This window comes from Priestia sp. MDV22-iso46 (assembly GCF_058629175.1).
Window position 1 is genome coordinate 653,513 of sequence record NZ_JBZVWT010000001.1, and the last position, 23,479, is coordinate 676,991.

The 23,479-nt window shown below is 38.1% G+C and carries 23 protein-coding genes; 6 read left to right on the plus strand and 17 right to left on the minus strand.

Annotation, left to right across the window (positions count from 1 at the left end; all coding sequences use genetic code 11):
* The first annotated feature begins 40 nt into the window (after positions 1-40).
* Positions 41-2,212 (plus strand): MMPL family transporter, encoded by a 2,172-nt coding sequence (locus AC4NPH_RS03460; RefSeq protein ID WP_098598648.1) that lies wholly within the window; start codon positions 41-43, stop codon positions 2,210-2,212.
* A 44-nt stretch (positions 2,213-2,256) separates the two neighbouring features.
* On the opposite strand, the gene AC4NPH_RS03465 is transcribed toward AC4NPH_RS03460, so the two are convergent.
* Both AC4NPH_RS03465 and AC4NPH_RS03470 read right to left on the minus strand, forming a co-directional pair.
* The gene (locus AC4NPH_RS03465; protein ID WP_013056994.1) at positions 2,257-2,556 is read right to left on the minus strand and encodes a YxcD family protein; all 300 of its coding nucleotides are present in this window, start codon (positions 2,554-2,556) and stop codon (positions 2,257-2,259) included.
* Positions 2,544-2,999, minus strand: coding sequence for a hypothetical protein (locus AC4NPH_RS03470; RefSeq protein ID WP_098314923.1), 456 nt, complete (start codon positions 2,997-2,999; stop codon positions 2,544-2,546). The genes AC4NPH_RS03465 and AC4NPH_RS03470 overlap by 13 nt, the downstream gene beginning before the upstream one ends.
* A gap of 405 nt (positions 3,000-3,404) precedes the next feature.
* Here AC4NPH_RS03470 and AC4NPH_RS03475 point away from each other — a divergent pair, with 405 nt between their 5' ends.
* Entirely contained in the window at positions 3,405-4,010 is a 606-nt protein-coding gene (locus tag AC4NPH_RS03475) for an RraA family protein (RefSeq protein WP_491938564.1), read from the plus strand.
* A 22-nt stretch (positions 4,011-4,032) separates the two neighbouring features.
* Here AC4NPH_RS03475 and AC4NPH_RS03480 read toward each other — a convergent pair whose 3' ends face one another.
* From AC4NPH_RS03480 to proC, 5 genes are all read right to left on the minus strand, one after another.
* Positions 4,033-4,395 (minus strand): VOC family protein, encoded by a 363-nt coding sequence (locus AC4NPH_RS03480; RefSeq protein WP_013056991.1) that lies wholly within the window; start codon positions 4,393-4,395, stop codon positions 4,033-4,035.
* Between the two features lie 38 nt (positions 4,396-4,433).
* Complete coding sequence (locus AC4NPH_RS03485) at positions 4,434-4,631, minus strand: cold-shock protein (protein ID WP_013056990.1); 198 nt, start codon at positions 4,629-4,631, stop codon at positions 4,434-4,436.
* Between the two features lie 355 nt (positions 4,632-4,986).
* Entirely contained in the window at positions 4,987-6,249 is a 1,263-nt protein-coding gene (locus AC4NPH_RS03490) for a glutamate-5-semialdehyde dehydrogenase (protein ID WP_013056989.1), read from the minus strand.
* A 114-nt stretch (positions 6,250-6,363) separates the two neighbouring features.
* Positions 6,364-7,470: a glutamate 5-kinase gene (proB, locus tag AC4NPH_RS03495; protein WP_013056988.1), complete on the minus strand. Its 1,107-nt coding sequence runs from the start codon at positions 7,468-7,470 to the stop codon at positions 6,364-6,366.
* 87 nt (positions 7,471-7,557) lie between these two features.
* A complete protein-coding gene (proC, locus tag AC4NPH_RS03500) occupies positions 7,558-8,400 on the minus strand; it encodes a pyrroline-5-carboxylate reductase (RefSeq protein WP_098314922.1) in 843 nt (280 codons plus the stop codon).
* A 451-nt stretch (positions 8,401-8,851) separates the two neighbouring features.
* On the opposite strand from proC, the gene AC4NPH_RS03505 reads away from it, so the two are divergent.
* The gene (locus AC4NPH_RS03505; RefSeq protein ID WP_098314921.1) at positions 8,852-12,412 is read left to right on the plus strand and encodes a CheR family methyltransferase; all 3,561 of its coding nucleotides are present in this window, start codon (positions 8,852-8,854) and stop codon (positions 12,410-12,412) included.
* Here AC4NPH_RS03505 and AC4NPH_RS03510 read toward each other — a convergent pair.
* Genes AC4NPH_RS03510 through AC4NPH_RS03520 form a run of 3 tightly spaced genes read right to left on the minus strand, consistent with a single transcriptional unit; the run spans position 12,409 to position 16,261 of the window.
* Complete coding sequence (locus AC4NPH_RS03510; protein ID WP_013056985.1) at positions 12,409-13,029, minus strand: hypothetical protein; 621 nt, start codon at positions 13,027-13,029, stop codon at positions 12,409-12,411. The two genes, AC4NPH_RS03505 and AC4NPH_RS03510, sit on opposite strands and share 4 nt — an antisense overlap.
* Positions 13,026-13,733 (minus strand): cobalamin B12-binding domain-containing protein, encoded by a 708-nt coding sequence (locus AC4NPH_RS03515; protein ID WP_306471695.1) that lies wholly within the window; start codon positions 13,731-13,733, stop codon positions 13,026-13,028. The genes AC4NPH_RS03510 and AC4NPH_RS03515 overlap by 4 nt, the downstream gene beginning before the upstream one ends.
* A complete protein-coding gene (locus AC4NPH_RS03520) occupies positions 13,727-16,261 on the minus strand; it encodes an AAA domain-containing protein (protein WP_013056983.1) in 2,535 nt (844 codons plus the stop codon). The genes AC4NPH_RS03515 and AC4NPH_RS03520 overlap by 7 nt, the downstream gene beginning before the upstream one ends.
* Before the next feature lie 301 nt (positions 16,262-16,562).
* Here AC4NPH_RS03520 and AC4NPH_RS03525 point away from each other — a divergent pair, with 301 nt between their 5' ends.
* Positions 16,563-17,561 carry a LysM peptidoglycan-binding and 3D domain-containing protein gene (locus AC4NPH_RS03525; RefSeq protein WP_053487260.1) on the plus strand — a complete coding sequence of 333 codons (999 nt, stop codon included), beginning with the start codon at positions 16,563-16,565 and terminating at the stop codon, positions 17,559-17,561.
* Between the two features lie 20 nt (positions 17,562-17,581).
* Here AC4NPH_RS03525 and AC4NPH_RS03530 read toward each other — a convergent pair whose 3' ends face one another.
* The 4 genes from AC4NPH_RS03530 to AC4NPH_RS03545 all read right to left on the minus strand — a co-directional run bounded on the left by AC4NPH_RS03530 (position 17,582) and on the right by AC4NPH_RS03545 (position 19,756).
* Entirely contained in the window at positions 17,582-18,058 is a 477-nt protein-coding gene (locus AC4NPH_RS03530) for a GNAT family N-acetyltransferase (protein ID WP_098314920.1), read from the minus strand.
* 2 nt (positions 18,059-18,060) lie between these two features.
* Entirely contained in the window at positions 18,061-18,267 is a 207-nt protein-coding gene (locus AC4NPH_RS03535; RefSeq protein WP_013056980.1) for a zinc ribbon domain-containing protein, read from the minus strand.
* A 165-nt stretch (positions 18,268-18,432) separates the two neighbouring features.
* Positions 18,433-19,254, minus strand: coding sequence for an MBL fold metallo-hydrolase (locus tag AC4NPH_RS03540; RefSeq protein WP_098287488.1), 822 nt, complete (start codon positions 19,252-19,254; stop codon positions 18,433-18,435).
* Between the two features lie 292 nt (positions 19,255-19,546).
* Positions 19,547-19,756 carry a cold-shock protein gene (locus AC4NPH_RS03545; RefSeq protein WP_013056977.1) on the minus strand — a complete coding sequence of 70 codons (210 nt, stop codon included), beginning with the start codon at positions 19,754-19,756 and terminating at the stop codon, positions 19,547-19,549.
* Positions 19,757-19,900: 144 nt separating this feature from the next.
* Between AC4NPH_RS03545 and AC4NPH_RS03550 the strand changes: the two genes are divergently transcribed.
* On the plus strand, positions 19,901-20,350 hold the full coding sequence (locus AC4NPH_RS03550) for a MarR family winged helix-turn-helix transcriptional regulator (protein ID WP_098314919.1): 450 nt from the start codon (positions 19,901-19,903) through the stop codon (positions 20,348-20,350).
* A 61-nt stretch (positions 20,351-20,411) separates the two neighbouring features.
* On the opposite strand, the gene AC4NPH_RS03555 is transcribed toward AC4NPH_RS03550, so the two are convergent.
* Both AC4NPH_RS03555 and AC4NPH_RS03560 read right to left on the minus strand, forming a co-directional pair.
* Positions 20,412-20,831: an organic hydroperoxide resistance protein gene (locus AC4NPH_RS03555; protein ID WP_098314918.1), complete on the minus strand. Its 420-nt coding sequence runs from the start codon at positions 20,829-20,831 to the stop codon at positions 20,412-20,414.
* A 156-nt stretch (positions 20,832-20,987) separates the two neighbouring features.
* Positions 20,988-22,196 carry a DNA polymerase IV gene (locus AC4NPH_RS03560; protein WP_098314917.1) on the minus strand — a complete coding sequence of 403 codons (1,209 nt, stop codon included), beginning with the start codon at positions 22,194-22,196 and terminating at the stop codon, positions 20,988-20,990.
* A 164-nt stretch (positions 22,197-22,360) separates the two neighbouring features.
* Between AC4NPH_RS03560 and AC4NPH_RS03565 the strand changes: the two genes are divergently transcribed.
* Positions 22,361-22,939 carry a DedA family protein gene (locus AC4NPH_RS03565; protein WP_016764043.1) on the plus strand — a complete coding sequence of 193 codons (579 nt, stop codon included), beginning with the start codon at positions 22,361-22,363 and terminating at the stop codon, positions 22,937-22,939.
* A 48-nt stretch (positions 22,940-22,987) separates the two neighbouring features.
* Here AC4NPH_RS03565 and AC4NPH_RS03570 read toward each other — a convergent pair whose 3' ends face one another.
* Positions 22,988-23,467, minus strand: a complete 480-nt coding sequence (locus AC4NPH_RS03570) for an RNA polymerase sigma factor (protein ID WP_098314916.1) — start codon at positions 23,465-23,467, stop codon at positions 22,988-22,990.
* Between the last annotated feature and the right edge of the window lie 12 nt (positions 23,468-23,479).

Here is a 23,479-nt window from a genome sequence, read left to right on the forward strand (position 1 = left end):
TAAAATAGTCTAGTAACTGTACAAAAAATTGGAGGTTAATATGAATAAAGTAGCGAACGCATTATATGCGAGCAGGAAAATTTTATTAATACTATGGATCATCCTAATTGTCGGATTTGGCTTTTATGCGGCTAAGCTTCCTTCTGTACTGGGAGGAAACGGATTTGAAATGAAAGGAATGTATAAAGATACCGAGCAGCTTTTAGTTGATAAATTTGATGTTAGTGAAGCTCAGGTTATCGTTTTGTTTTTAAAAAAAGACGGAGTATCTGACTCGAAATTCCAGCAAACGATCGCTCAGTATATGCAAAAGGCAAAGGACAAATCAGACGCGTCGAAAGTTGACATACCAACGGCTTCTAACAAGATGATAAAAGGAAGCACAGCGTATGGAATTATCCACTTTAATCACGATGATGGAACGATGGATAAACGAGTGAAAAAGATCAGAACTCTTTCGGCTGAAGAAAAAGAAGTTAGTGTAAAATTAACCGGTGGTCCTATTATTGAAAAAGATATGAATACAGCAAGCCAAGCTGATTTAGCAAAAGCGGAAGCCATTGGCATTCCTGTTGCTTTAGTTGTGCTTCTTCTAGCTTTTGGCGGCGTGGTAGCCGCTGCAATTCCTCTTATGATAGGAATTGTAACCGTTGTTACTACCATGGGCGTTGTCTATTTCTTTCATCCGTACACAGAGCTATCCATCTTTATTTTAAATGTGATTCCAATGATTGGATTAGCTCTTAGTATTGACTTTGCCCTTTTATTTATTAATCGCTTTAAAGAAGAAATTCAAACAAAATCGGTAGAACAAGCAATCAAAATTACCATTCAAACAGCGGGACGCTCGGTCATATTCTCAGGATTATGCGTATTTATTGGATTAGCGGGAATGCTGTTTATTCAAGTGGATATTTTCCAAAACGTCGCTCTTGGAGGAATGGCTGTTGTTTTTATTGCTGTGTTTTCAGCTCTTACGCTTCTTCCTTCCATACTGGCTATATTAGGTACACGCATTAATCGTTTACGCATCTTAAAAGTCAGTGAACAAGGCGGTCAGTCTAGGTGGCGTTCATTCGCTACATTTGTCATGAAAAAGCCTGTAACTATGACGATTGTTTCTCTTATCATTTTGTTAGTAGCACTTATTCCCGTTCGAGACATGCATCTAGAGATACCGTCTTCAGAAGCGCTCCCAACAAAATACGAGTCCCGTCAAGCTTTTGACACATATAACGATACGTTTATAAATAAAAATACGGCAGACGTTTATTTTGTGCTAGAAGCTAAGCAAGATATGCTGAATGAAAAGCCTTTAACAAATGCCTTTACTTTTATAAAACAATTAAAAGAAGATTCGTTAGTTAAGCAAGTCGATTCTATTTCTACCGCTTTAAACGTAAAATCGAGTGATCAGCTTCAAGCTATGCTGGAAAACCCGCAGATAAGTGCGCAGACAAAGCCAGCTGTAGATTCGTTCATTAACGGACATTATATGCTCATAAAAGCTACGCTAGATACAGACCAAAATTCAGATCAAGCAAAAGATTTTGTTCGAAAATGGAAAGACAAACGTTCACCTTTCACCGTTCATATTGGCGGCTATCCAAAATTTGAACAAGAAATATTCGATGAAATTCATGAAAAAGCTCCCTATGGTTTGGCTCTTGTTTTATTTTCAACGTATGTCATTTTAATGATTGCTTTTCGTTCCGTACTCATTCCTTTAAAGGCTATCATTATGAATATTTTAAGCTTAACAGCTACGTTTGGTTTACTTGTATGGCTATTTCAAAATGGACATTTAGGTCTTACCGAATCTAATATTGCTTTAGTACTGCCAGTCTTTGTTTTCGGCCTTGTATTTGGGCTTAGCATGGACTACGAAGTCTTTTTAATTTCGCGCATTCACGAAGTGTACCATCAAACCCGCGATAATAATGTAGCAACCGTAGAAGGCTTAGCTTCCACTAGTAAAATCATTACGAGCGCTGCTTTAATCATGATTGTGATTACAGGAGCCTTTGCTTTTACAGACGTAACTCCTGTTAAACAAATGGGTGTAGGAATTGCTTTAGCTATATTTATCGATGCAACGATTGTCAGAATGCTTCTTGTCCCTTCTCTTATGAAATTGCTTGGAGATGCCAACTGGTGGTTTTTCACTAAAAAACGCGATAAGTCCAGTTCCAACGAACAGTTAAAATCCTAATAAAAAACCCGCTCACTTGAGCGGGCTTTTTATTGAAGATTTCTTTATCGACTTAATTTAGCAAAAGCGATAATACCTTCTTCGTCGTCTAATTCCAGTTCTAGTCCTGCTGCGTATGGGTCTACGTTCATTTCCGTATCCAGCCAAAAGCGCAGCGCTTCAATAATGTTCAAAGTAATATGAACCTGCTTACGATCATGTACGTATGACTCTGCTGAAAAACCGTAGTCATCATCATACATTAGCTCAATCTCTACTTCTTGAGGCTGAACTTGTTTTTTTTCCGCGATATACAAACACATCGCATTGATAATATCTTGTTCAGAAATTTTTATTGTCTCCAAGATTTCACTTCCTCATTTTTACGCTTGTTGCTACGTACGCTTTGGAATAACTTTACTACAAGAAGAATTAAAGCTACAATCACAAGCATGTTTACCATAAAGCCTAAAATTGGGCCTAATGGTCCTAAGCTAGATAGTAAGCTTCCGAATAATAAGCCCGCAATTCCTCCCATTAAAAGACCTTTCATTAAGCCGCCACGCTTTGAGCTAGCCTCTGTACTCTTAGATGATGAATTTTTAGACGTATTGTTTTGCTTAACTGAATTACTGTTATTGTTTTTAAATAAGCTTGATTGGTTATTGCTTCCGCTGTCAAAAGAGCGCTTTCCTGATTTATACCCTTTTGCGCTTGCTACGTTTGAACCGTCATGAATAAGTGATCCACCGACTGGTGAAAACACAACCGCTAATGCAATAAATGCGGCCAATAATTTTTTTACCATTGTTTTCCCTCCACTAAATGACTAACGTCACATATGTTTTTTCATATATGATTTCCATATATGTTCCTACGTTTCATCATACCAAAAGGTTTCACTTTTTTATATAAAAATGCATCAAGCTCCATCAAATGTTCATAGGATTAAACGTTTGCATGTATTTTGCTACCTTCGCCTTTATTACTAATTAAAGGATATAGGTGCTTATATGACGAATACCATACGAGAAACAGCGCCTCAAAGATATAATAAAATTCATTAAAAATTGGCTTTGGAAGCTTCTAACGCTGTACATTTGCAGTTAATTGATGGTCAATGCTTCACGTTATCTACTTGCCCTTTCATAAATAAGAGCTTTCTCTTATATGAATATGTATAGATAGACTAAAGTTAAAAAGGAGAGATACGATGTTGAATGAACAGCTCCCATTATCAACAGCAAATTTATCAGATGCAATGGAAGGTGCAAACCACTTAGACTTTTCTATTAAGCCATTGCAGCGTCATTACAAACTATTTGGGCCGGCTCTTACCGTAGATACGCCTGCTGGTAATAATTACTCAGTGCTTGAAGCGATTCGACTATCGGAGCCCGGAAGCGTGCTCGTCATTGATGGGAAAAGCTACTGTAACCGTGCCTTAGCAGGAGATTTCGTAGTAGCCATGGCGAAGCTTGTTGGAATAAGCGGTATTGTACTAGATGGTGTTATACGAGATCAGGAAGACATCGAAAAGCTTAATTTCCCTGTATTTTGTAAGGGCTCTACGATCGCAGCAAGCAGCAAAAAAGAAAAAGGAAAGGTAAACGAGATCATTTCCTGCGGGGGCGTGAAGATCCGTCCTGGGGATTTTATTGCAGGTGACGACGGTGGAGTCATTGTCATTCCAAAGGAGGAAGTCGAAGAAGTATTAGCAAAAGCACAGGAAAAGTGGCAAAAAGATAAAGACAGAGAAAATGAAGTATTAGTTAGCAAAGAAACGGTATATACGTATTTAGATAACGCCTTAAAATAAAAGACCTCCGCTTGGAGGTCTTTTATTTGTCATATTGTAAAAATTCTAATCGATTCCCGAACGGGTCGTGGACAAAAAAACGCTCTCTCCCTGCAATAGGCTCTTCTTCAGAAAGAACGCAGCCCGAATGTGCCAACTTACGTCTAAGCGTCTTGATATCTTCCACGACAAAAGCTGGATGCGCTTTTTTAGCAGGTATGTAGTCATCTTGAATACTGATATGCACTTCTTGAGTTCCACATTGAAACCATATGCCGCCTCTGTGCCTTAAATTTTCCGGCTTAAGAACAGTTTTCATTCCTAAAAGATTTTCATAAAAATTTCTTGCTTCTTGCTCGCATCCTTCTGGACCAAGAAGCTGAACATGATCAATTCCTAGAAACATCCACAAACCCCTTTCAAAAAACGTCTTCCTAAAAGTTATTAATCAATGACTCTAGGATTATGAATAACCTGCAGTTCTTTTACAGCTTGCTTCATTTCGCTTTTGCAAATTGGACAAGTTGGCTGATCTCCGCTTTTAAAGTTATCTCGAACCCAGCAATTACACGTATCTGATGTACATTCCCAAACTTTTGTTTCTTCAATAACAGCCGGCTCTAAATTTTTACGATTATACATACACATCGTCTCCTTTAAACAGTACTTTTTAAGTGGATAATAAATGAAGATTAACTTAGCGTGTAAATGTGGTAAATGGTGCAAGATAAAGTGATACTATACATCCGTAAATCAATCTTTGAGGAATACATACGGCGTCTTGAAAGACTAAAATAAAAATGAAGTTATAACAAAGCAGATAGCAGTTGCTTTTCTTAAAACAACGGGATAGTCTGAAAAGAACAAAAATGAAGATCACAAAAATTATATATTTTACTATTATAACAGAGTTTATATTTTTTTACAAATCAGCTTCCATTTACTTATTTTGCTTTTCATAAAAAAAGCGAGCACATGATTAGGCTCGCTTTTTTTCTTATCGAGTTTGTCCGTTTCCACTCATAATGTATTTAATTGTCGTAAGCGCAGGAAGTCCCATTGGACCGCGTGCATGAAGCTTTTGAGTTGAGATCCCAATTTCAGCTCCAAATCCTAAAGCTCCTCCGTCAGTAAAACGCGTAGATGCATTATGATACAGTGCCGCTGCATCCACTAAAGACATGAAGCGTGAAACGGCTTGTTCATCTTCTGAAATGATGGCTTCAGAGTGTTTTGTTCCATATGTTTCGATATGGTCAATCGCTTCATCCACACTCTCTACTACTTTCATTGCGATTGCTAAGCGCAAATACTCTTCAGCCCAGTCTTTTTCAGCCGCTGGTTTTGCTCCAGGAATTTCACCTACTGTCGCTTTGTCACCATATACTTCAATATTATGATCATTGAATGCTTGAATCAATTCTTCTTTATGAGAATCGAGCCAGTTCTTGTGTACAAGAACCGTTTCTGCTGCGTTACACACCGCTGGTCGATCTGTTTTTGCATTAATCAAAATCGGAATGGCCTTCTTAACGTCAGCTTGTTCATCGATATAAATATGGCAGTTTCCGACTCCCGTTTCTAACACGGGAACCGTTGCGTTATTGACCACCGCTTGAATCAATGAAGCCCCTCCGCGCGGAATTAGCACGTCAATATGCTCTTTCATTGTAAATAATTCTTGCGTAGCCGCACGATCTGTACTTGAAATAAACTGTACCGCTTCTTTAGGAATTGGCGTTTTATCAAGAGCTTTATGAATAATGTCCACGATAGCTTGGTTAGATGAAATAGCTGAAGAGCCGCCTTTTAACACAATGGCATTTCCAGATTTCAACGCTAGCCCTGTTGCATCTACCGTGACGTTTGGACGTGCTTCATAAATCATTCCGATAACGCCAAGAGGCACGCGTACTTGCTTTACATCTAGACCGTTATCCAATGTCCAGCTTAATAAGATATCTCCTGTTGGATCGTCTAGCTCAGCAACTTCACGAAGGCCGTTAGCAAATTCTTTTACACGTTCCGCTGAAAGAGCAAGGCGATCCATCAGCGCTTCGTCAAACCCTTTTTCTTTACCGTTTTTTAAATCTACTTCATTTGCTTTTAAAATATACTCCGTGTTGTTTTCAAGTGTAGAGGCAATCGTTAACAGCGCATCATTTTTTTGTTCTGTTGTTAGTAAACTTAATTTCTTAGCTGCTTTTTTTGCTGAAATAGCTTGTTCTTCTACTGAATACTTTTCATTTGTTTGTAACACCAAATCACTCCTGGATTCGTTTTAGTTTTGTTTGATTTTAAAGTGTGAGGCATAAGAGGTAAATGCAATCATGCAAAGAAAAGGAAGGGCTCCTTTTCTTTACAGCATGTTTGCTTACAAACCGACCGGTACTGGAATTTCTAAGTGACACACTAGACCTTCGCTGTCTACAATCGGTTGATCAATTGGCTCATTCAGTGCAAGTTCATCAGATGAATAATTTGTCACGCCAAGAGCCAGCTCATTTTCGTCTTTATCTAGAATACGTACAACTGCTCGTTCACTAAAGTGGCCTTTAATATATTTAACATGCTCGCGAAGTAAAGGCTCTTTATCTTCAATAATTGCACGTTTCGCGGCATCTTCGACTACTATTTCCCCTTCAGGACCAGAGTTAAACGCAATCCACTGCTTTTTCTGATTAAGGTTCGCAGAATCATCTTCAGATTCAAAATACGTTCCTGTTGCATCTCCGTCAACCGCTTGTGTTAAGATGTTTGGCACGCCGGCTCTTCCTAAAAATGCTGGAATTCCTGAGGCCATAGCAATTTTGAACGCGTCAATTTTCGAGCGCATACCGCCTGTTCCAACTGAACTTCCTGAATCTCCTGCAGATTCTTCGATTTCTTGCGTGATTTCCCCTACGTGAGGAACTAATTTTGCATTTGGATCCTGGCGAGGGTCCGCGCTGTATAAGCCATCGATATCCGATAAAATAATAAGCAGGTCGGAATCCACTAGTCCAGCAACTTTAGCTGAAAGTGTATCATTATCGCCAAATTTTAATCGATTGATGGTTACCGTGTCGTTTTCATTGACAATTGGCACAATGCCGCGTTCTAACAGCACGTTAATTGTATTTCGTGCATTGTTGTAACGATTTTCGTCTGAAAAATCGTCTCTTGTAATTAAGATTTGAGAAGCAACGTATCCATGTGATAGAAACAGTTCTGAATAAGCTTCCATTAACAGTCCTTGACCGATTGAGGCAGCTGCTTGTTTTTCAGGTAAAGAGCTAGGTCGCTCTAAGCAGCCAAGCTTGCGGTACCCTGCAGCTACAGCTCCTGATGAAACCAACAGCACTTCATGACCGCTATCTTTTAAGTCTACGACTTGATCCACAAGGCGCTCGAGCTTCCGTCTGCTGATTTCGCCGTGTGAACTTGTTAATGAACTACTTCCAATTTTAATTACAACCCGCTTCTTATTGTCGGGACTCATCAAATCACTCCTAGTGTGTTCTGTATGTTTTCTTGTTTATGATTATTTTTTTGTGGTGAGGAATTCACGAAGAAGATAAGTGACGAATTAATTAGTACTTGCCACTTTTTGTAGTTGAGCACTCATTTCTTTTGAACGCTTTGATGCTCCTTTGACTGCTTGCATCATTGCTTCTCCGCCGCCGTGTTTAGCTAAGGCGTCTAAACCAGCTGCTGTTGTACCGTTTGGAGACGTCACATTTTCACGAAGCTCCGTCGGCGTTTCATCTCTTTCCATCATCATTCTTGCTGCACCGTAAATGGTTTGGGCGCCAATTTCACGTACTAGCTCAGGATCGAGACCTTCTTCTTTAGCTGCTTTTTCGATATGCTCCATAAGGAAATAAAAATAAGCGGGTCCACTTCCGGCAATTCCTGTGAAAATGTCCATTTGTGGCTCATCAATCACGTATACTTTTCCGATTGCAGAAAGCAGCTCTTTTGCTGTTAGCACAGCATCCATTGCAGCATATTGACCTGGAGATATAGCCGTTGCTGATTGCTGAATCATACTTGATGTATTCGGCATCACTCGAATGACCTGCTGTTCATCATGCAATAACTCTTCCATGTAAGAAGACGAAATCCCTGCAAGAACAGATAGGACAAGCTGGTCTTTGTTGATTTGAGGCTTTAATTCGTTTAATGCCTCTTCAGCGCCTTTTGGCTTCATCGCTAGAATAAAAACATCAATGTCATCTGTTTTCAGCTCGCTGCGCTTTACTGCTGTGATACCATATCTATTTTCAAGTTCATGCAGTCGCGCATCATTGCTTCGATTTGTTACGATAATATTTTCAGCAGGTAATTTCTTTGCATTGACCATACCGGAAATCATCGCTTCAGCCATTGATCCAGCACCTAAAAAAGCAACTTTTTGTTTTTGATCCATCAAATCTCCCCTGTCATTTGTTCGTATTTTTGTTCTCGTTTCTTTCAACGGTTCCTATAGTAACATGCTGAAAAAGAGTGTCAAGTTGGATTTAACCGTTTTTTTCCTCCTTGAGCGTATAACCTTATGCATATGTAAGCGTAAACAAAACTTTTTTAAATATTTTTTTCTGCAAAAAAAAACGATTTTTTTTATAAAAATACGTTTATATAAAGAAAATCGGGGCATATTATATAGTTTGGACTTTTAAATTTTTTCGCAAAAAATAAAGGAATTTTGAAAACGTTATTTGAACAATATAATAGGTTTGCTAAAATGAACCTATGTACCAGCATCTTGGTTTTTTTAAAAAAATTTACTTTTGATGTAAACCACGCTGTGCTGTCGACATTAAAATAGACAAAACGACATACAATCTACGAAGTGTCTAAACATTATTGGAGGTTCTATTATGAAGAACAACTCGTTTTCTACAGTTCCATCGTCTACAGAAGGAATAGAGAAACAGGATTTACACGTTGTGGGAATTGGCGCTTCTGCCGGTGGGTTAGAAGCTATTGAGCAGTTTTTCGCTAATATGCCTTCACCAAATGGAATGGCGTTTATTATCGTACAGCACCTTTCCTCTAAATATAAAAGTTTTATGCCAGAACTTTTAGCAAAAAAAACAGGAATGAATATCAAACTGACACAAGACGGGATGACTTTACAAGAAGACACAATTTATTTAAATCCTCCCCATCATTATGTGACCGTTGTTGATCATACTCTTCGCCTTCGTCCTTATGAAGAAAATGATCAGGTAAAGTATCCGATTGACGCCTTTTTTCATTCTCTGGCTGCTGCAAAAAAACACCGGTGCACAGCCATTATTTTATCGGGAAAAGGAAATGATGGAACAGGAGGAGCAAAAACGATACGAGAGTATGGCGGAACTGTACTTGTACAAGATGAAAGCACAGCAAAGTACAGAGATATGCCCCTAAGCGCTATTGATGCACACCTTGCTGATTATATTCTTTCTCCTGCTGATATGCCTGACCTTGTGCAAACGCATGTCAGCCAAACTGAATTTACATATAATGAAGAAACGCTGCAATACATTTATTCATTAATAAAGAAGAAAACAGGCATCGACTTCTCTATGTACAAAAAAAATACAGTGCTGCGACGACTTGAAAAGAGAATGGCTTTACTCGATCCGCCCTCTCAAACGATGGAAGAATACCGGGACTATTTATGTAAAGAAGCCGAAGAAATCGTCGAACTGCAGCGAGACTTGCTGATTGGAGTGACACAATTTCTTAGAGATAAAGAAGCATTCTCTATTATTGAAGAACAAGTCATCCCTCAATTAGTTGAAAGAAAGATTCATAGTCAAGAAGATGAAATCCGCATCTGGGTAGCAGGTTGTTCTACTGGTCAAGAAGCATATACATTAGCTATTTTGCTTCATGACTATTTATCAACAATCAACCGTTATTTCGATGTCCGAATCTTTGCTACGGACATCGATCGTCATGCAATCAAAAGAGCTAGTCAAGGTATTTATGAAGAAGCGGAAGTTCATTCCTTCTCAGCAGCTCAGATTAATGAATATTTTGAGCAAACAAAACACGGGAGTTATCAAGTTAAAAAAACAATCCGCAAAATGATTGTTTTTGCCCCCCATAATATAGGAAAAGACTCGCCTTTTGTAAACGTTGATTTAATTAGCTGTCGAAATATGATGATTTACTTCCAAGCTGAACTGCAGCAGCGCATTCTGTCTCTTTTTCATTTTTCTTTGACAGAAGAAGGCGTACTTTTTTTAGGCCCTAGCGAAACAACGGGAAACTTGTCTGATTTGTTCCGCCCTATCAACAGTAAGTGGAAAATATTTAAGCGTTCCGGACAGCCCAGCCGACAAATTACGGGAGCTTTTAATCTTTCAAAATCCAACTTGCATGAAGGTGATTTTTCTAGCGTGCCGCTGCCAAGTCAACTTTATAAGCCTCTTCCTTCGCTTAAATTAGATGAGATGTATCAGTCAATGATTGATCACTTTATGAGCCCTTGTCTCGTATTAAATGAATACAACGAAGTGATATTTTGTTCAAAAGAAGCGACTCAGCTTATTAACGTTCCTGTAGGGAAAATTAATTATACAATTTTCAAAATGGTTCCTGTTCACGTCTCTTTAGCCATTGGAGCAGCTATTAAACGCGTAAAAGAGCAAGTTATGAGCGTATGCTGTCAGCACATTGAGTTTGTCATAAACAACGTGCAGCGCCGCTTTAATATTACGATATCTGCTCTTCCAACAAATCACTCTCTTTACTTACTTATGTTTGATGAACAGACAGATAGTGCCATTATTGATAAGGGAGAGCCCATGTTTCTTAATCAAACAAGCTCTATTAGTGAGCTTGTAGTAGATTTAGAGCAAGAGCTTCATTATACGCAGCAGCATTTGCAAACGACGATTGAAGAGCTAGAAACAGCAAATGAGGAGCTAAAGTCCACGAACGAAGAACTGATTGCTTCCAACGAAGAGCTGCAGTCCACAAATGAAGAATTGCAGTCTGTTAATGAAGAGTTAATTAGTGTTAACAACCAGTACGAGCGAAAGATTGAAGAATTAACGGACTTAAACAACGATATCGATAATTTATTAATCAGCACAACTATTGCTACCATTTTTTTAGACGAGCAGCTGAATATTAAATTATTTACGCCGGAAACGAAAACAGTGATCAACGTTCTTCATCAAGATATCGGAAGACCTTTCTTTCATATTTCGCATAACTTTAGATATGACCATCTAATCGAGGACGCAATGCACGTTTTAAGAACAAATAACACCCTTCAAAAAGAAATTCAAAGCTACGATAACCAATGGTACAGCATGAAAATGATGCCTTATCGTACAAATGAGAATTTAATTAACGGTGTAGTTATTACGTTTATTAATATTACAGAAATTAAACGGTCAAATGAAGAATTGGCTATTACATCATTTGCAGTTGCTCACAGTCCTACGGGCATTTTTATTACCGATCATCAAGGTAAAATTAAGTACATTAATCAAAAGTTCATGGAACAAAAGCATGCGCCGCAGGAAGTATTTGGTTTACACCTTTATGACTTATATACAAAAAATCTGGGGGTTAAAAGATTCCCTAAGATTTGGAATGAAGTATACAGAGGAGAAAAATGGAACGGAGAAATTTCCTACGTTCAAGAAGGCGGAGAAACCGTTTGGGAACAGTTAGCCTTAATGCCTGTTAAAAATGATCAGGATGAAATCATCCATTACATTGGGTTAAGCGAAGACATTTCACAGCGCAAACAGTCGGAAATGATGCTCAAAAATTCAGAGATGCTGTCAGCACTTGGACAGCTGGCTGCTGGCATTGCCCATAAAATACGAAACCCTCTTACATCATTAAAGGGCTTTTTACAGCTTATGATGCAAGAAGAAACGTATAAAAAAGAATATATGGATGTCATGATGTCCGAGTTTAACCGCTTAGAACTGATCATTAGCGAACTGCTCATTCTAGCCAAACCCGAAGTCGTAAAATATGAAAATAAACAGATAAATTTAATTCTTCAAGACGTATGTACGCTGCTGCATACACAGGCCATTCTTAAAAACATTACTATTTCAACAGATTTTGAAGAAAAATTACCTGTTGTTCATTGTATTGAAAAAGATATGAAACAAGTATTTATCAACATGGTGAAAAATTCTATTGAAGCGATGGATGACCCCGGGTCTATTCTGGTGGTATCTAAATTTGATCCAGATACAAATCAAGTAGTCGTCCAAGTGATAGATGAAGGAAAAGGCATGCCGAAAGATCGATTAACACGAATTACCGAGCCTTTCTATACAACAAAAGAAAAAGGAACAGGATTAGGATTGATGGTGAGTCACAAAATCATTAGTAATCATAAAGGAAGCATTTCGTATGATAGTGAAGAAGGAAAAGGAACAACGGTAGAAATCCGATTGCCGCTTTCTTAATGTACTTTGTTCTTCTGCCTTAAACATTCAAGCTCCTGATTAATTACATCTTGGATGTCAAACAAATGTGTAGAGACCAATTCAATATATTCTCCTTTTCCTGCTTCAATTACGTCGGAGCGGATAATACTTAGGAGGTCTTGAATAGTTAGCACATTTGTTTTCATTTCTCGAAAATGACGCTGAAGATCAACTAGCTGCATTTTTTTCGCCGTTTCTACATCTGTTTCCCTGACTGAAAAATCTTGGTTCACTTGTGATGAGTCTTGCATAAGCATAGAGCGAAACTGTTGAAGAGTTGATTGAACACTCGTCATATGCTCATGAATAGGATAGCAGAAAACAGCGTGCAGCGAATGATAGGCTTCAGGCTTAAAATGAAAATCAAAAAGAGCAACCGGGTTAGAAAACGTGCGCATATTTACTTCGATTTGCACTTCTTCCTTTCCCTGGAGTGCTCTTTTTACTTTTTCTTGGCTGTCTTCATCAACTAGATCTAAAAAGTTCTGAACAGGCGGGAAATTTTTCGTGACGCTTGGTGTAAATTCAATTATTTCGTTGTCTTTATTGAGTAAAAACATTGGAACCGGAATGTGTTGAATCGGCAAACTGATCATATTTCTTCCCCCATTGCTAACATTTTATCTTGCGTCGAACTTTCTTTATTGTTGATTAGAAGCCAGTCTTTAAAAGCTTGAATATGATTAATGAATATGGTTCTTGAAGATCCTGAAGCCGACAAATCGTGCTTGTTGAGAAGCCTGCTGCCCACTAATACAAGAGGACTTTGCGGCATGTTTTCAATCTCAGCAATGTATTTTTGTAAATCAGGCAGCAAATGCACTTGTGAGACAGATAAGCACACTACATCAGGGTCCCATCTTTCAATGCTTTTTAGAGCAAACGGCAGCGGCAAGTTTGCTCCTAAATTTTTAACTTCCCATCCTTGTTCTCTCATAAGTCCTGCAATCATTTTAATACCTAAGTAATGCTCTTCTCCTTCAATGCAAAAAAGAAGTGCTCGATGGCGCTGAAGCAATTGATGCTGTGATAGCTGAAAGCGAGTTAACACATAGTCACAGGTTGCAGTAGCCAGATGCTCGTCCGCGACTGAAATTTTATTTTCTTGCCACCTTTTCCCTATCTCGTACATTGCTTCTGTCAGAAACGTGTATACGTCAGTTGAAGAATGGCCTTCTTCTATATATATAGCAATGAGCAGCCAGCTTTTTTGAACGTTTCCTTCTAGCAAACAATCAGCTAAAGCCGCTATATTACGAGAATAAACGATAAGATCACGCCCTTTTCCTAAAGTTACAATAAATCTCTAGGCAAAACTTCCTTTTTGCACGATGGACAACATGCATAGACGCCTTTATTTTCATCATACTCTACGTTCATTGGCTGCTTGCATGCTTTACATACAGCATGTACGTAGTTTAAATATTTTTCCACTAATAAACGTGTTGCCCCACTTGTTTTCCCGCAATAATAGCAAATAAACCTTACTTTTCCTTTTTTTGTTATCTCTACTTCTCGCATATGCTGACAAGATTCACAGCGATCCCAGCTGCGAAGGTAATTGTTCAAAGAATATTGTGGTTTATTTGTTTCTATATACATTTTCGTTTCTTGATTTCTTGTTTTATCTTCGGCAAAGTCAATTGACCGAAGAAGCTGTTTAGCGCCTAGCTTTGATTCAATTCTAGCTGCCATAAATGCTTCATTCTTTCCGCCATAAGGCATATTGATCCATATAGTGGATTCATCGATGATAAGCAGTGACATCGGAACAGCAGATGAAATGACATGAGCACCGTCAATTCGAACTTCTGTTGGTTCACGAGTAAGAACGGTCACTTCACCTTTAAATGAATGTAACACATCCCGTATTTCTTGAGGAACAAGGGAAGCATAAGGAATACACAACAAAATCTGCTGCCGAGCTTGATATAAGTCTTTTTTTAACTGATTGCTGTTCGATGGATGGTACCAAATCAATTTAGGATGCTGAATGACTTCTTTTAAAAATTGCTGAGGTTGGTATACTTTTTGATTTTCGTTAAAGTGGTTGACCAACTTCCATAACGCTCGCTCCTTTGGTACACGCTGCTGGGCAAACGACTCGTCTGAAAGCATCATAAATTTTCCTTTTGAACGCGTCACCGCTACATTTACCAATCGGTCGCTATTTTCATTTGTTAAAAGTAAACCTGGTTTTGACTGCGGCTTTGTATCGACCGTATCAAAAATCATGATATCTCGTTCTGCGCCTTGAAATTTGTGTACGGTTGCTGCAATTATATCGCTAGCTGGTTCAATATCTTGAAGAAATGCATTGATCAATTTAGCTTGAGACTTATAAGGAGTCACATAGCCAATAGTAGCCGAAGAAGCTTTGCGTGCCCGCAGCATCAAACTTACCGCCAAAACAGCCGTTATCACATTGTAGCGTGAGCCGGAAGCGACATCTCGCATAGCGGAAGAATGCAACTGACCAATGTTAAGCATAAGCGCTGCTTCATGAGCAAATGGCCGGCTGCTTGCTACTACTTCTCGACTTGTTGTGACAGATGGATGATCCCCTACTCGATTACTGTAAATATAGCGATTTGTAAAAGCCGAGATATCTTTATGCATTCTTCTTTGCTTCGTCAGCATAAAAAGATGCGGGTGTATCTCACCTCTTTCTACTTGCTCTACAAGACCTGTCTGCTCAAATAAATCTCGCTGCAGCCACTTCTTCACTTCAGCATGAGAAGATTGAGATACCGGGGGAAGCTGTTTAAAATCGCCGCATACGACAATTCGTTTTCCTAACGTAGCTGCAAAAGCAATTTGCGGTGCATATGCCATGCTAATTTCATCTACCACAACCATATCAAATTCACTTTGATAAAGTAATCGGTCAATAGCCGCTTTTGATAAAGTAGTGCCTACAATATACGCTTGATCAAAAACATTTTTCTCCGCTTCAATCCACTTGTTACGAAGGGCGTTTAGCTTTTTGTTAACTTGCTGAAGCTGGTGAGCTCTATTGGGATACCTGCTTAAGTAAACTCGTTCTTCTTGTAGATCACGCATCTCCTGAGCTAAATCCGGATCATCTTCTCCAATGACTTCTTCTACTTTTATATTTTCTAAGCCGCTGCTTTTTGTTGCTCCGTATCGAATGAGTTTTCCTTTTTTCCAAGCTTCTTTCTTTTTTAACTGACGCGCAGTTTCTTGCAGCAAACCGTCCACCGCTGCATTACTGTGAGATAATAAAAGAATCCGCTTTGATTTCCGGTAATAGCTTGCCGCGATTTTGGATAGCGTATATGTTTTTCCAGTTCCAGGAGGACCCCAAATATACGTAGTACGGTTATAACGCGCTCGCAGCAACACTTCATGAAGAGCGTTCTTAGACGTATACTCCTTATGACGAACAGGACTATCACCTCTCATAAGACGTTTGATTCTTACTATTTTTTGCTTGTAATCTTTTGCTTCCGTGAGTCTATCAATGAGAGCCTGCAATAATTCCCATGGTTCGTTATATATATCGAGTTCGTCTACTTCTTGTCCAATAAATGCATCTATTTTAAGGTACAAATCAAATCCTTCTGTTCCGATAACTTCTCCTTTACTTTCTTTATGCTGGTGGATAAGACGTACCTGAGCTCCATCAAAAAGGTATAAATCGGCTGTGCGTTCAAACCGGTAAAGATACGCATCTCCCTGCTGCCCTAAGTACTCTCCTTTTCCTACCGTATACTTTTCTCCGCCGTGTTTCTTCATATAATTAATCTCAATTGAAAGTGCGCGCACCCATGCTTTTAAATATGAAGAGATAGAGCGTTTTTCCATAGATGTCTAACTCCCTTTTTATCCGTTCATTTCTAACTTGTCTATTCTATCATGTCATTTGAATATAGCATAGCTTCTTTCCTTTTCATTTTTATAAAAGTAGAATACCTTTTTTACTATTCTATCTCTATAGACGTATTAAGACTTTTTTCATCATAATCGTAAAAAAACCGCGTTTTTTCTATATCTTTAGACGTATTGTTACAAACTTGTAATATAAAACCCACCATTTTGTCATGAGTTTGTTACATATTGCTGATAGAATAAGAGACAACTATTGGAAATAAAGGAGAAATATTAGATGAAAAAACACATTTTTACACTAGGGGCCACAGCTTTAGTATCAATTGGAATTGCAGACGCAGCATCTGCTGACACAGACACGCATAAAGTAAAAGCTGGAGAAACGTTATTCAGCATCTCACAGCAGCATAATGTAACAGTTGAAGACTTAAAAAAGTGGAACGGTCTTTCTTCCACATTAATTTATGCAAACCAAACATTACAAATTGGATCTACATCTACTGACTCTCCATCTAGTTCAACTCCAACTACGACATCTTCAAATCATACATATACAGTAAAATCAGGCGACACGCTTTATCGTATCGCTAAAAACAACGGTACTTCTGTACAGCAGCTAAAAAAGTGGAATAACTTATCTAGTCATTTAATTTATGTGAATCAAGTACTAAAAATAAGCGGAACAGGAACTGTTTCATCATCACCTTCAGCACCTGTACAAGAAAAAACAAACGAAACGCAAGCATCCCCGGCTCCCAGCAACAGTAAAAGTTACAAAGTTCAGCCTGGAGATACAATGTGGAGCGTAGCGCAGCGCCACGGCATTTCAATTTCTCAATTAAAACAATGGAATAACTTATCGTCTAATACGATTTACATTAATCAAGTGCTACAAGTAGGCGGACAAGCTGCAGCTCAGGCGAAACCATCAACACCGTCAACTTCAACGCCGGCACCTGCTCCAGCGCAAGAAAGCAAGTCGGTTTCAAAAGAGATTACGGTTGAAGCAACAGCTTATACTGCTTACTGTGCGGGCTGCAGTGGAATCACTGCTACAGGCATCGACCTAAGGTCAAATCCTAATCGAAAAGTAATTGCAGTGGATCCTCGCGTGATTCCATTAGGTTCTCGCGTATACGTAGAAGGTTACGGAGAAGCAATTGCTGGAGATACTGGTGGTGCCATTAAAGGTACTCGCGTTGATTTATTTATGGCATCTCAAAGCTCAGCTTTAAATTGGGGACGCAAAACGGTAAAACTTCAAATTTTAGATTAATCACTAAAAGCAGAAGCGTGTTAGTCGCTTCTGCTTTTTAATTTTTTTTCAAACATAATCATATCGATAGCTTGCAAGCCATTCTCGTAAATGGGTGGAACGTACTGCAAAAAGAAATTCTTTTTGACACCACTTTGATAAAAGCCTGCCTTTTTATAAAATGCTATGTTTTCAAGACTGGAGTCCGCTGTTCCTACAATCATTTTAGAATAATGGTTACACTCATACAATGCTTCTAACTTTTTAATGACTTTGCTGCCGATTCCTTTTCCTCTGTATGCTTTTTTTAAACCAATATTCTTTACTTCTACTGCCGATTCCTCTTCATCGATGAGGCACTGCACAACTCCTATCTCCTTCTTTTCATACACAATGGTAAATAAGGAACCTTCATTTATATACGACTTCACCACTTTTTCGTCTTCATCCCCTATTAATAGCAGGTTCAAATAGGAAGCGCGCCTGTCTTTGTGGATTTCAATAAAGTCGATACTCATCTTTATCCTCCAAAAAATAAGTCAATAATATTGCTGCCTCTTGAAGATGATTTATTATATAGCTCTGAATATCCGCAGTTCGTGCAATATACCACTGTAAAGTGATTGTGCTGAACGTCTAAGTATCTAGACAGTCCCGTTCCCGTTGTAGCAATTTCTTTTGTTTGTGCTTCTGTATGTCCACATTTTACACAACCGTTTTTCCCCATTGTCATACTCCTTTATAAATAAAATAATTTCTTATTTATATAAACGGATAGAAAAGGAAAAAGTTTCATTTAATTGATAAATAAAGGAAAGTAAGAAACCGCATCTCCAACAGAAGATGCGGTTTCTTACTTTTAATATCGACGGGATGACTGTACACTCGATTTCTATAACAGCAATTCTCTTTTCATAATTTCAACGTTTTTCTGATGACATTGTGCCGTGAAATCAGATGGAAATGCCAATTTGTCGTTTAGCTTATCGAGCGCTTCTTTATTGTTTTCTTTCACTGCAGCTTGCAGTTCATCTAAATAAGAGCTGGCCATCTCCACCCGTCTTTGAATTTCAACTCGGTGATGTGTCGTTTTCCCGTGCCCGGGAACTAGCGTTAGATTTTGGTGCTTAGCTAAAATGTGTCGCGCAGTAGCAAGCGTGTCGCGGTAATCGTTTACACTTTCATATATGTAGGGATATTCAAAATCCGATAAATAATCCCCTGCAATCCATATCGAATCATCGACAATCATAAATAGCCCATCATTTGTATGACCTTTTGCAAAATAACAGGTAATGGATGTTTCACCTAAAGTAATATGCTGTTCATTTTCGGTTACAACAATATCTAACTCTGGGAATATAATATCATGGGATCTTTTTATATAATAGTCATGATCAAACTGCTTAATCATTTGAACTTTTTCTTCTTTGTCCGGGTGATGTTCTAAAAATTTGCTGCCGATAAAGGTGGCATTTAATTCTAAGAAAGCCCCATACCCAATGACGTGATCAAAATCTCCATGAGTAAAAAACACATACAGTTTGCGATGATTTAAGATCTCTTGAACATGCTGTTTAATTTCATTAATTTCGTGAGGAAGCCATGTTGGATCAACAACAATGACACAGTCTTTTGTTTCAATCACTGCAGATGTTGTTTGAAATAGCGCGCTTTCAAAAACTGTCATTTGCTCCGTTTTATATTGAATCATAGAGAACAGCTCCTTATTTTTTCTATCACCTTTATTATAGCGGAAATAGAAAGATAAGGGCGCGTATGACGGTTTATAAAACGAAACTATGCAAGATGTGATAAAATGCGGAACCAGCCAAACAATGAAATCCAAATAGGAATACTAAATAAGGTTCCCCAAAATAAACCTTTTAAAAAGTTCCCTTGATTCATTCTGATATTCCTCACCTTCATAGTATGTTGGTTCTTAGTCTAGCGCAGCTTAATGAAATTTTAGTGAAAAATAAAAAAAGAAGCAGTTGCTTCTTTTTTTATTTATTATAAAATTGGTGATCGTACTTAATTTTCGGCAGCTCGCGTACTTCCTGCGACATTTCCGTTCCGCACATCGGACAGTTATAATCAACCGTAACAAAATCTTCTCTCATCCACCCATTACATGATTCAGATTGACACGCATATACAGTCGTATCCATCATTTGATCTACTTCTTCTTCTACGGCTTTTTTTGCAAAATACATGTGCACAGCTCCCTTTTTTTCTTAGTATATGTAAAATTCCCATTTTTTATTTACAGCTTGATTACTTTTTCATCCAGCGTTATTGGACACCACTATTTAATTGTGTATAATTAAATAAAAAACAATAGACTGGAGGCAACATGAATGGAACAACTTTATAAGCAGCTGCAGCTAGAAAATCAGCTTTGTTTCTCAATTTACGCCACGTCTCGAGAAATTACAAAGGTGTACAAGCCGCTGCTGGATAAATTAGGAGTAACCTATCCGCAGTATTTAGCCCTTCTTGTTTTATGGGAACATGAAACACTCAGCGTGAAAAAAATGGGCGAACTTCTGTATTTGGATTCAGGTACCCTTACTCCTATGCTAAAAAGAATGCAGGATCAAGAATTAGTGATTCGCCAGCGTTCTCATGAAGATGAACGCGTTGTTTTTATTAGTTTAACCGAAAAAGGAAAAAAATTACGTGATAAAGCTTGTCATATTCCAGAAGAAGTTTTTAGTATGACGAATAAGTCACAAGGAGAATTAGAAAAGCTAAAAGAAATCCTGCAGGAGTTATTGCAATCATTGCATACGTACAATCAAAAATAGACCATATAAAATTGCACATAAAAAAACGCCTGGATTTAAGAAAAATCCAAGCGTTTTTTATTTACTCAGCCGTTGTATTTAACGTTACGTTAACATTTCCACGCGTTGCTTTAGAATACGGGCAGAATTGATGTGCATCTTCTACTAGCTTCTCAGCTACTTCTTGTGAAACGCCTTTAATATGAGCGTTTAACACCACTCCAATTTTAAAGCCATCATCAGTGTGGTCTTTTAGTAGACTTACTTCTGCAGTAATAGACGAATCAATGTCTTTTTTTTGTTTTTTAGCAATTAAATTTAAAGCACCGTCAAAACAAGCAGAATATCCTGCTGCAAACAGCTGCTCGGGATTTGTTCCTTCTTTTTTGTTATTTGGAGAAGGATTTACAAGGGTTAAATCAATAATACCATCATCTGATTTAACTCGACCATCTCGGCCTCCTACTGCTGTTGCTTTAGATGTAAATAGTACGTCTGACATAAGATCACCTCATAGATTATTTTATGTAATTTCATTGCAGACAATCAAAAAAGTCGCAATCAAATTCATTTTGTAATCACTTTGATTACCGTGATAGTAATGTACTTCCCCTTCTATAATGAGTGTAAACCTATTATTTTATACAAAAAAAGAGAGTTACCTCTCTTTTTTTCCTCTGTGTTTTTTTAAACCGCTTTGAATAATGTTATCTCCATATTTTTCACGTAAACTTTCGACCGCTTTGTATAAAGGCTCTTTTTTTGCTTGCTCTCCATATGTAAACAAATCTAACTGTTCTTCTTCCTGGAGATGGTGGCTCACTTGAAGAGCAGCTACGCCTAATAAACGAATCGGTTCTCCGTTCCAATGCTTTTGAAATAATACCGCACTGTAATGAAAAAGATCGTTTGGCTTGCTAATTGCTTTTGAAATGGTTTGGCTTCGAGTAATGGTTTTAAAATCACTGTATCGTATCGTTAATTGAATCGTTTTGCTTACAACTTTTTTCGCTTTCATGCGAGAGCTTACAGAATGCGATAGTTTATTTAAAATAGGGAGAACTTCATGTTCATCTACTGCATTTTGAGATAACGTCGTAGAGTTTCCAATAGATTTAAACTGTGATTGGCGATCAGGGTTCACCTGTCGATCATCTTGGCCCCATGCTCGTTCTCTCATAGCTTCTCCTTTTACTCCAAGAGTTTGTTTAAGAAGACCGGGAGCGGCTTTTGCTAGATCACCGATGGTCACGATCTTAATCGCATTTAGCTTCTCAGCTGTTTTTTTACCGATTCCGTGCATTTCCTCTACAGCTTTTGGCCAAAGAACTGTTTGGACATCTCTTTTTCGAAGGACGGTAATCCCTAAAGGTTTTTGCATATCACTTGCCGTTTTGGCTAAAAATTTATTCGGCGCAATTCCAATTGACACAGGAATTTGCAGCGTCTGTATTAAATGCTGCTGAATTGACTTTGCTATGTCAAGAGGAGAGCCTAATTCAGCACAGTTTGTAATATCCAAATAGCCTTCATCAATTGAAGCAGGCTCTAAAAGAGGTGAAATGGTTACTAAATAATCAAACATGTTTTTGGACACTTGGCGATATAATGGAAAATTAGGTTTTATAACAACCAGCTCAGGGCATTTTCTTTTCGCTTCCCAAAGAGGCATTGGCGCATATACTCCGCGTTTACGAGCAATATAGTTACAGGTTACAACAATTCCTCTTCGTTCCTTTGGATTGCCAGCAATAGCAAGAGGCTTATCTTTGAGCGTATGATCATGTGCGGTTTCAACAGATGCATAAAAAGCATTGGCATCAATATGAAGAATAACTTTGCCGTTTTTAGGGTACATCATTTTCATACTATCACCTCTTCTTGTATAATTAATCCCCGAAAGAAGAACGTACATTCTTATTTATTATAACTCTTTTTTTCTAAGTTGTGCGTACCTATACTTTATTTTTATTTTGAGCGAACACTGTGCGTCACTCTCTCGTATTCTAATGAAGAAAGGAGGAAGAAAACGTGATTGATCAGCTTATCGGAGCCATTAACCAATTAGGCTACGGATATTTCTTTTTTATCATTTTAGTCGGAGCCAACCTTACGCCTATTCCTGACCCAGTATATATTATGCTTGCGGGCAGTCAGGCTACATCTCCATCCGTTCAGTATATTCCAGCTTTTATACTTACGTATAGCGGCATGATGATTAGCTTATATCTTAAGTTTTTGATAGCCAGTCTTTTTTCAACTCAGGCGCTTGCGCTACTAAAACGCCCGCGATGGGAAAAAAATGTAATGAAAGTCGAGCGAACGATTCAAGAATATGGATCTCATGCCATCATCGCAAGCTACTTTTTACCAGGAATGCGACATGTGATGCCTTTTTTTCTCGGAGCAAGTGGAATGAAGCATCGGCATTATATTAAAGTCTCATTTTCTTTCGGTTTTATTTGGACGCTCGCTTTATTTATTTTCGGTTCCTTTTTTAATACGACATCTTCTTATACTGATGTGATTGAGATCACTTTAGCTTTTTGTGCGATCAGTTTGATTATCTATGCCGTCCAAAGAAGAAAAATACGAAAAAAACAGCAGTAGTTTGTGTAAAAAAGTTCTTTTTCACAAACTGCTGCTGTTTCATTTATATTAAATGACTTCATTATATCCCTTTACAAAGTATTTGCGCGCACGGTAAAGAGCTGATTTTAACGTAGTCATCTGCATATTTAATAAATCGGCAATTTCTTCATATTTAAATCCAAATCCATATTTTAATAGAAGCAAATTGCGATACTTAGGATTCAATTTATTTAAAATCGCCTGACATTCAGCCGCTTCTTCATTTCTAAGCACCTGCTGAATAGGCGTATACATAACGGGCTCTTCTTTGTAAGAAGACGTATAGCGGTCTTTCACTATTTTACGCCTTCCTAAATCACACCGTTTATTTAATGCGACGCGAAACATCCAAGCTTTTATTTTTTCAGGATCGACCATTTCTTGTTTTTCTAAATATTTTAATGCTACTTCTTGCGTAATATCTTCGGCGTCTTGTCTATTCACGCCATTTTTTAATAAATAAGCCAGCACCTGATTTAAATAATCTTGCAATTCCTCGCCGCACATAATAAGTTCTCC